The organism is Tardiphaga sp., from assembly GCF_025356345.1.
Lineage (GTDB): Bacteria > Pseudomonadota > Alphaproteobacteria > Rhizobiales > Xanthobacteraceae > Tardiphaga.
Map to the genome: position 1 here is coordinate 1 of NZ_JANXTC010000387.1, position 7,747 is coordinate 7,747.

The window sequence follows — 7,747 nt, forward strand, 5'->3', positions numbered from 1 at the left end:
CGGCATTCACTTTTTCTCGCCGGTGGAGCGCATGCTGCTCGTTGAGGTCATCATGGGCAAAAAGACCGGCGATAAGGCCCTCGCCATGGCGCTGGATTATGTGCGCGCGATTAAAAAGACGCCGATCGTCGTCAATGACACCCGCGGCTTTTACGCCAACCGCTGCGTGCTGAATTACATCCGCGAGGGCCATATCATGCTCGACGAGGGCGTGCCCCCCGCGATGATCGAGAACACCGCGCGCATGGCCGGCATGCCCGTCGGCCCGCTGTCGCTCAATGACGAGGTCGGCGTCGATCTCGGCTGGAAAATATTGCAGGCGGCGAAGAAGGACCTCGGCCCGTCCGCCGTCAATCCCAGCGAGGAGCGCATCCTCGACGCGCTCTACACCAAAAATGGCCGCATGGGCCGCAAGAACGGCAAGGGCTTTTACGAATATCCGGCCAAGGGCAAGGGCCAGAAGAGCCTGTGGCACGGGCTTGGCGAACTGGTGCCAAAGCCGGTCGATCCCGACACGCTCGATGTCGAGGAGCTGAAGCAGCGCTTCCTCGTGGTGCAGGCGGTGGAAGCCGCGCGCACCGTCGAGGATCACGTCATCACCGATCCGCGCGAGGCCGATGTCGGCTCGATCCTCGGCTTCGGCTTTGCCCCCTTCACCGGCGGTACGCTGAGCTACATCGACTTCATGGGGACGAAGCAGTTTGTCGAACTCTGCCACAAGCTAGAGGCCAAATACGGCTCGCGCTTCACGCCGCCCAAACTGCTGGAAGACATGGCGGCCAAGGGCGAGACCTTCTACGGCCGCTTTCCGCCGAAGAAGCTCGCGGCGGCGTAGGCTGCTGTTTTTCACCCTCCCCCTCGTGGGGGAGGGGGCCTGAGCGAAGCGAAGGCGGGAGAAGTGGAGCCACGCGCCCCGTCGCTACCGCCCCTCACCCGTCTCGCGCGGCTTTGCGTGTTCGATCCACCTTTCCCGCAAGCGGAGAGGCGACGACAGCAACCTTTGCTTCAAATGCTATCTGCGCCTTGCTCAAAGCCTGTAGCAACCAGAGTGCGGGATCACCGACCCGGCCGCTTGATCATTCAACCGGCGGCAAGCTGCTGGTTCTTGTAGTATTGCGGCATCGAGCTCGGCGCCAGGGCGTGGTCGGAGCGTCGTCCCATGAAGAACAGGCCGCTGGCGGCGTCGGCCCTGGCCCGGCCGCGGCCGAAGCCGTCCAGAAATCTCAGCCAGAAGAAGGGCAGGGCGGCCAGGCGCGAAACGCCGTCGCCGACACCGAACGCCCGGAACAGATAGCGGATCGACCATAGCAGCGCGACGCCGCCGCCAGTGACGGGCCCGGCGCTGATTTCCGTGAACGACCTGAACAGCCAGCGATGCCCGCTCTGGGTAAATCGCGTGAAATCGTAAGCCCGCTCATGCACCTGCTGCATGAACGGGGTCTCGGCGTAGACCAGCCCGTCGTCCCGCAGCACCCGGTGGATTTCCGAGACCACGTCGATGGGCTCAAGCACATGTTCAAGTACGGCCTGGATCCAGACGCCGTCGAAGGACTGATCCACGAAGGGTAGCTTATGGGCGTCAGCGACCAGCCTGGTGTGGGGCGATGAAAACACGTCCGTGCCGACCACATCGAGCGTGGGGTCGTCGTAGAGATGCTCCGCGCCGGAGCCGATCTTGGCGCCACCGACCACCAGGATTCGCGGCCTGGGAGACCGCTGCTTTGCCAGCGTGACAAAGGTCCTGCAATTTTCGCCGGCGACTGGATTCTCGCCAAACGTGAAGCGATGCAGGCGGGAGCCGATCGAGTGATTCAGCACATCGCGATCCAGCACCGAGCCACTGTTGTCGTGATAGGTTTCGCGGTCGAAGATGCTGGACTCGAAATCGATCAGCACCTGCTGCCCATCCACCGTGGGAAACCCGTCGGCAGCATAGGCGCAGGCGGCGTTGGAGCAGCGCGTCTGCGCTCCCTGACCGGCGATGGTCGACCGGCAGCGGGGGCAGCAGGTGATATCGCTCAGGCGCAAGCTGTCCTGTGCCGGACCGGTCAATATTGGCTTGTTCATGCGATCCACCAGCGCCTTTCGCAAAATGCAAAGAAGAAGACGCCATCGCGGCGTTGCCGTCGGTTCGCGGTTACAGCGTGGCCGCGTTGATGGCCGTTTGACGACTCGCGTGGCGATGCGCGGTCATTTGTGTGACGAGTCACATCCGTGGCGCCCGCCGGGCTTGCGATAGCCGGATGGCCTGTGTTGAAAAACGAAAGGGCCGGATGATTGATCCGGCCCTTTCGACATTTACTTTGAAGGAATCACGCCGCCTTCATCAGGCCTTCGCTGACCAGCGCTTCCTGCACCTTCGGGCGGGCCGCGACGCGTGCCTTGTAGGTGGTCAGGTTGCTGAATTCGGCGAGGTCGAGGTTCATTCGGTCGGCCCATTTCAGCATCACGAACAGATAGCCGTCCGCAACGGTGAAATCCTTGCCGAGCAGGTAATCGTGGCCAGCCAGCGCGCCGTCGACGAATTTGAACTTGGAGGTCAGGCGGGTGCGGAAGAAACCCTTCACGGTGTCGTCGAAAACCGGCTGGAACAGCGGCGAAAAGTTCTTGTGCAACTCGCCGTTGATGAAGCCGAGCCATTCCTGAAGTTGGCGGCGCTCGGCGGTACCGTTCGCAGGGGCCAGCTTCGCGGCGGCGGCCTGGTCGGCGATATATTGCACGATCACTGGCCCCTCGGTGATCAGTTCGCCGCTGTCGAGACCGAGCGCGGGCACCTGCCCCTTGGGGTTGATGGCGAGGTAATCGTCGCCGTTTTCCAGTTTCTTGGCCTTCAAATCGACCTTCACCAGATCAAAGGGCAGGCCGGCTTCGAGCAACGCGATATGCGGCGACATCGAGCAGGCACCGGGCGAATAATACAGTTTCATCGAGATTCCTCCCTGGGAAGATTGTTTTTGGAGATCATTGGTTTAACCACAGCCATGACTAAATGCAGCTGCATCCACTCGTCAAGATTGATGCAGCTGCATCAAATGGCTAGGGTGCTGCGACCATATGGACCCGTCGATGAAGCGCAAACCATCCCTTGAGGCGACCGCCGCCTGGATTCGCTTGATGCGAATCCAGAGCCGGGTGCTGGACGCTGTCGAACAGGACCTCAAGCGGGCTGGTTTCCCCCCGCTGGCCTGGTTCGACGCCCTGATGGAATTGTCACGCGCGCCGACCGGCGAAATGCGCCCTGTTGAGCTCGAGAAGCAGATGCTGATACCGCAATATTCGACCTCGCGGCTGATCGACCGGCTGGTCGATGAGGGGCTGGCGGCGCGGCGCGAATGCAAGAACGACAAGCGCGGCCTGTTCGTGGAGATTACCGCGGCGGGACGCGAGTTGCACAAGAAGATGGGTTGCGCCTATTCCACGGCGATCGAGAAACATGTCGGCTCCAAGCTCTCCGACGCAGACGCAGCAAAACTATGCGGCCTGCTCGACCGGCTTGGTTGCGCATGTCATGAGACGGCGGTGTCGGCCAGAGAAGCCGCGCCGACACGATGACTTTATTGCAAGTTCCTGCGCCGACGGCCCGTTCGGGTTGCCGGCATCCCCGACACTGCGCGCGTTTCACCGCGGCGCCTTTCATCCGGAAATTCCATGGCGCGTGACCAGATCGATATGACGCCGCTGCAGTCGCGCGACGAACTCGTGACGTGGCTGGCGGAGGGCGTGAAGCCGCCTTCGGAATTCCGCATCGGCACCGAGCACGAGAAGACGCCGTTCACCCTGCAGGGGCACCATCCGGTTCCCTATGAGGGGCCGCGCGGCATCGGCGCGGTGCTCGATGGCATGAAGCACCTGCTCGGCTGGGAGCCGATCATGGAAGCCGGCAATATCATCGGCCTGTACGACGTCACCGGTGGCGGCGCGATCTCGCTGGAACCCGGCGGCCAGTTCGAACTGTCCGGTGCGCCGGTCGAGACCGTGCACCAGACCCAGTCGGAGCTGGTGGCGCATCTGGCGCAGGTGCGCGAAGTAGCGACGCCGCTTGGCATCGGCTTTCTTGGCCTCGGCCTGACGCCGTCCTGGACGCGTGAGCAGATCCCGGTGATGCCCAAGGGCCGTTACAAGATCATGACCAACTACATGCCGAAGGTCGGCCAGTACGGCCTCGACATGATGTACCGGACCTGCACGGTGCAGACCAATCTCGACTTCTCGTCCGAGGCCGACATGGTCAAGAAGCTGCGCGTCTCGGTGGCGCTGCAGCCGATCGCCGCCGCTCTGTTCGCCAATTCGCCGTTCACCGAAGGCAAGCCGAACGGCTACCTGTCGTTCCGCTCCGAGGTCTGGCGCGATACCGACAATGCCCGCTCCGGCATGATTCCATGGGCGTTCGAAGACGGCATGGGGTTCGAACGCTGGGTCGATTACGCGCTCGACGTGCCGATGTATTTCGTGAAGCGCGGCGACAACTACATCGACGTGGCGGGCTCCTCGTTCCGCGATTTCTTTGACGGCAAGAACAAGATGTTCCCCGGAGAAAAGCCGACTTTGTCGGACTGGGCCAACCATCTGTCGACGATCTTCCCGGAAGTGCGGCTGAAGCGCTATCTGGAAATGCGCGGCGCCGACGGCGTGCCGTTGGACCTGCTGCCGGCGCTGTCGGCATTCTGGGTCGGGCTGCTTTATGATGATTTGGCGCTGGACGCCGCCTGGGAAATCGTCCGGCGCTGGACCGCCGAGGAGCGCCAGGCGCTGCGCGACGACATGCCGAAACTGGGTTTCAAGGCCCGGATCAAGGACCGCACTCTGTTCGAGATCGCCAGGGAATGCGTCACGCTCGCCCATGGCGGTCTCGGCCGCCGCGCCCGGCTCGACTCGAACGGCCGCGACGAAACCCGCCATCTGCACGCGCTCGACCGCATCATCGATTCCGGCCTCAGCCCTGCCGAGGAGATGCTGGCCAAATTCCATGGCGCCTGGAACGGTTCGGTGACCCCGGCCTACACGGAATATTGCTTCTAGATCCGACGGTTAGCTGAATCTGAAAGCTTGTTCATCGGCGGTACAGGTGATGCGCGCTCCAATGGTCTTTCGCGCTGCGCCGTGCAGCCCCCGCTGAAAGTCGTTCCGCATGTCGATGAGCCGCCTGTTCAGCGCGTGTTGGGCAGTGTTCGCCGTGCTGGTGATATTCGCCGCAACGCTGGCGCAGGCCCAGACCAATTTTGATCGCCCCGGCGCCGACTATTCGCGATCGGTGTCGCAATCCGGCGATCCGGCCGAGTGCGCGCTGGTCTGTGAACGCGACCGGCGCTGCCGGGCGTGGAGCTTCAACTATCCCAGCGACAATGCCGAAAACGCGGTGTGCTGGCTGAAAGACAAGGTGACGCCGCGGGTCGAGAGCTATTGCTGCGTCTCCGGCGTCCGCGGCGCCGGCGTTATCGAACCGCGCTCGGGGCCGGTGGAGACCTCGATCGACCGCTTCGGCGGTGATTACCGCAGTTTCGAGCTGAAGAATGACGACAACGCCGAGCGCGGCGACGCCTGCCGCGACGCCTGCCAAGGCGACAACAAATGCCGCGCCTGGACCTTTGCCAGGCCTGGTTACGTCGGCAAAGGCGCGCGCTGCTTCCTGAAAAACGATATCAAGCCGCCGCGGCGCAAGCCTGGGTTCATCTCGGGCGTGGTGCGGTAGGGTCCTTTGCTATGCCGGCTGGGCGGGGCACACGGTCAATTCCGGCCACAGCGCCTGCCAGCGCGCGGTCTTGATCCGGTAGGCGTCGGCGGAAAAATTAGGCGTCAGGTTCGGCCGCACGATCATCGCAGCGAGGTCATCGAGGCCAGCGGGCGCGTAGACGTGGTCGCCGGCGGACCTGCGTTGAATGCCGAGTTGCGTGCAGGGCGTGAGAAACCGGTCGATGCCGTCGGTCGATTTCTGCAAAGCCGGATAGGGCAAGCCGTGTTTTGGCGGATACCACAGATGCACGCGGGCCTGGTTGCGCGCCTCGATGGGCACGCCGAGGCGGTCGGATACCTCGCGAAAATCCGTGATGACGCGGTCCTCGGCCTGCCAGGACACGTCGTCATCGAAATAGAACACGTCGTAGTCGTTGATGCCGTAGTCGATCGGGCGACCGGTCTGCATATTCCACACGGTTTGCGCGAGCGAGCCGGCAACGATCCAGGCGTCGGGCAGTGAACGCATGATCGGCTCGTCCAGCAGCGCTTGATGAACGCGATTGCGGAGTGCCGCGTCGCAGAAGTCGTCAGCGGTCATGGCACCCTGGTTCCGTCGTCATTGCCAGTAGCCCTTGGCGAGGAGCCCTTGCGGCGAAGCAATCCAGTCTTGCCTTGTAGCCTTCTGAATTGCTTCACTTCGCTCGCAATGACGGCAGAGAGGTCGGTGTTTCCGCTCAGTGCACGCTGGTAAAGAACCGCGCCATGCGGAATCCCGACAACCACGTGCTGATCGGCTGGCCACGGATGCCCAGATCCCAGGAGCCGACGATGGCGTCGACGCGGCCGATCAGATTGTCCATCGGCAGCAGGCCGACGCCGCCTGATCGCACCGGGACGCGGCTATCGGCGGAATTGTCGCGATTGTCGCCCATCACGAATAAATGTTCGGCGGTGACCACCACTTCCTCGGTGTTGTCGAGCCGGCCATTGTCGTAGAGTTTGAAGATCGGATGCGAGACGCCGTCGGGCAGGGTCTCGACATAGCGCCGCGCCGTCTCCGAGCCGCCGCCGTCATCTTCGGCCTCGCCGAGGCCGTCGGGCTTCACGGCGGTGGCCGTGCCATTGATCCAGACCTGGCCATGGCGCAGTTCGATGCGATCGCCGGGCAGTCCGATCACGCGCTTGACCCAGACCTGCGAGCGGTCGCCGGGCCAGCGAAACACCACCACGTCGCCGCGCTTCGGCGTTGCCGCCAGAACGCGGCCGGTCTCGGGGAACGAGACATGGATCGGCAGTGACGCCGTCGAATAGCCATAGGGGAATTTTGACGCCAGCAGCGCGTCGCCGATCAGCAGCGTCGGCTCCATCGAGGCGGACGGCACGTAGAACGGCTCCGCCAGCGCGCCCTTGGCGACGAACACGATGCCGACGATCGCTGCGATCTGGGCCAACTGGCCAGACCAGCGCTTGGCCGTCGAGGATAGCGAAGATGAGGTGGTGAGGCCGCTCACGAGCCGGTTCCTCCTACCGTGATCTGGTCCATCCGCAGCGTCGGCTGGCCGACGCCGACCGGCACGCCCTGGCCGTGCTTGCCGCAGGTCCCGATGCCGTCATCGAGCGCCAGATCGTTGCCGATCATGCTGATGCGGTGCAGGTCGGTCGGCCCGTTCCCGATCAACATCGCGCCCTTCAGCGGCGCGCCGATCTTGCCATTCTCGATCTTGTAGGCCTCGGTGCACTGGAATACGTATTTGCCCGACGTTATGTCGACCTGGCCGCCGCCGAAGTTCACCGCATAGATGCCGTTCTTCACCGAAGCGAGGATCTCGGCCGGATCGCGCTGGCCGGCCAGCATGTAGGTGTTGGTCATGCGCGGCATCGGCACATGGGCATAGCCCTGGCGCCGGCCGTTACCGGTCGGCTTCATGCCCATCAGCCGGGCGTTCTGGCGGTCCTGCATGTAGCCGACCAGGATGCCGTCCTCGATCAGGGTGGTGCGGTTGGTCGGCGTGCCCTCGTCGTCGATCGACAGCGAGCCGCGCCGTGACGAGAGGGTGCCGTCATCGACCACGGT

9 protein-coding genes are annotated in these 7,747 nt (G+C 63.4%); 4 read left to right on the forward strand and 5 right to left on the reverse strand.

Features of this window, described 5'->3' with window-relative positions:
* On the forward strand, nucleotides 1–835 hold an 835-nt coding region (locus Q0S16_RS23735; protein ID WP_295854090.1), incomplete at its 5' end, for a 3-hydroxyacyl-CoA dehydrogenase family protein.
* 245 nt (nucleotides 836–1,080) lie between these two features.
* Here Q0S16_RS23735 and Q0S16_RS23740 read toward each other — a convergent pair.
* Together Q0S16_RS23740 and gstA are read right to left on the reverse strand one after the other, a co-directional pair.
* A complete protein-coding gene (locus Q0S16_RS23740) occupies nucleotides 1,081–2,067 on the reverse strand; it encodes a class I SAM-dependent methyltransferase (protein ID WP_295854095.1) in 987 nt (328 codons plus the stop codon).
* A 245-nt stretch (nucleotides 2,068–2,312) separates the two neighbouring features.
* On the reverse strand, nucleotides 2,313–2,927 hold the full coding sequence (gene gstA / locus Q0S16_RS23745; RefSeq protein ID WP_295854105.1) for a glutathione transferase GstA: 615 nt from the start codon (nucleotides 2,925–2,927) through the stop codon (nucleotides 2,313–2,315).
* 139 nt (nucleotides 2,928–3,066) lie between these two features.
* On the opposite strand from gstA, the gene Q0S16_RS23750 reads away from it, so the two are divergent.
* The 3 genes from Q0S16_RS23750 (at nucleotide 3,067) to Q0S16_RS23760 (ending at nucleotide 5,689) form a co-directional block, all read left to right on the forward strand.
* Nucleotides 3,067–3,552 carry a MarR family transcriptional regulator gene (locus tag Q0S16_RS23750; protein ID WP_295854108.1) on the forward strand — a complete coding sequence of 162 codons (486 nt, stop codon included), beginning with the start codon at nucleotides 3,067–3,069 and terminating at the stop codon, nucleotides 3,550–3,552.
* Between the two features lie 96 nt (nucleotides 3,553–3,648).
* Complete coding sequence (locus Q0S16_RS23755) at nucleotides 3,649–5,019, forward strand: glutamate--cysteine ligase (protein WP_295854111.1); 1,371 nt, start codon at nucleotides 3,649–3,651, stop codon at nucleotides 5,017–5,019.
* A gap of 109 nt (nucleotides 5,020–5,128) precedes the next feature.
* Nucleotides 5,129–5,689 (forward strand): PAN domain-containing protein, encoded by a 561-nt coding sequence (locus tag Q0S16_RS23760; RefSeq protein WP_295854114.1) that lies wholly within the window; start codon nucleotides 5,129–5,131, stop codon nucleotides 5,687–5,689.
* 9 nt (nucleotides 5,690–5,698) lie between these two features.
* Here the strand turns inward: Q0S16_RS23760 and Q0S16_RS23765 are convergent, their stop codons facing one another.
* The 3 genes from Q0S16_RS23765 to Q0S16_RS23775 form a co-directional block, all read right to left on the reverse strand.
* Nucleotides 5,699–6,271, reverse strand: a complete 573-nt coding sequence (locus Q0S16_RS23765) for a nucleotidyltransferase family protein (RefSeq protein ID WP_295854117.1) — start codon at nucleotides 6,269–6,271, stop codon at nucleotides 5,699–5,701.
* A gap of 136 nt (nucleotides 6,272–6,407) precedes the next feature.
* Nucleotides 6,408–7,184: a signal peptidase I gene (lepB, locus tag Q0S16_RS23770; RefSeq protein WP_295854120.1), complete on the reverse strand. Its 777-nt coding sequence runs from the start codon at nucleotides 7,182–7,184 to the stop codon at nucleotides 6,408–6,410.
* The coding region (locus Q0S16_RS23775) for a metallopeptidase TldD-related protein (RefSeq protein WP_295854123.1) at nucleotides 7,181–7,747 on the reverse strand (567 nt) is incomplete at its 5' end. The genes lepB and Q0S16_RS23775, both read right to left, overlap by 4 nt.

Excerpts from the sequence above, each read along its gene's own strand:
- Q0S16_RS23740 (WP_295854095.1), bottom strand. The coding sequence starts at position 2,067 with ATGAACAAGCCAATATTGACCGGTCCGGCACAGGACAGCTTGCGCCTG.
- gstA (WP_295854105.1), bottom strand. The coding sequence starts at position 2,927 with ATGAAACTGTATTATTCGCCCGGTGCCTGCTCGATGTCGCCGCATATC.
- Q0S16_RS23750 (WP_295854108.1), top strand. The coding sequence starts at position 3,067 with ATGAAGCGCAAACCATCCCTTGAGGCGACCGCCGCCTGGATTCGCTTG.
- Q0S16_RS23755 (WP_295854111.1), top strand. The coding sequence starts at position 3,649 with ATGGCGCGTGACCAGATCGATATGACGCCGCTGCAGTCGCGCGACGAA.
- Q0S16_RS23760 (WP_295854114.1), top strand. The coding sequence starts at position 5,129 with ATGTCGATGAGCCGCCTGTTCAGCGCGTGTTGGGCAGTGTTCGCCGTG.
- Q0S16_RS23765 (WP_295854117.1), bottom strand. The coding sequence starts at position 6,271 with ATGACCGCTGACGACTTCTGCGACGCGGCACTCCGCAATCGCGTTCAT.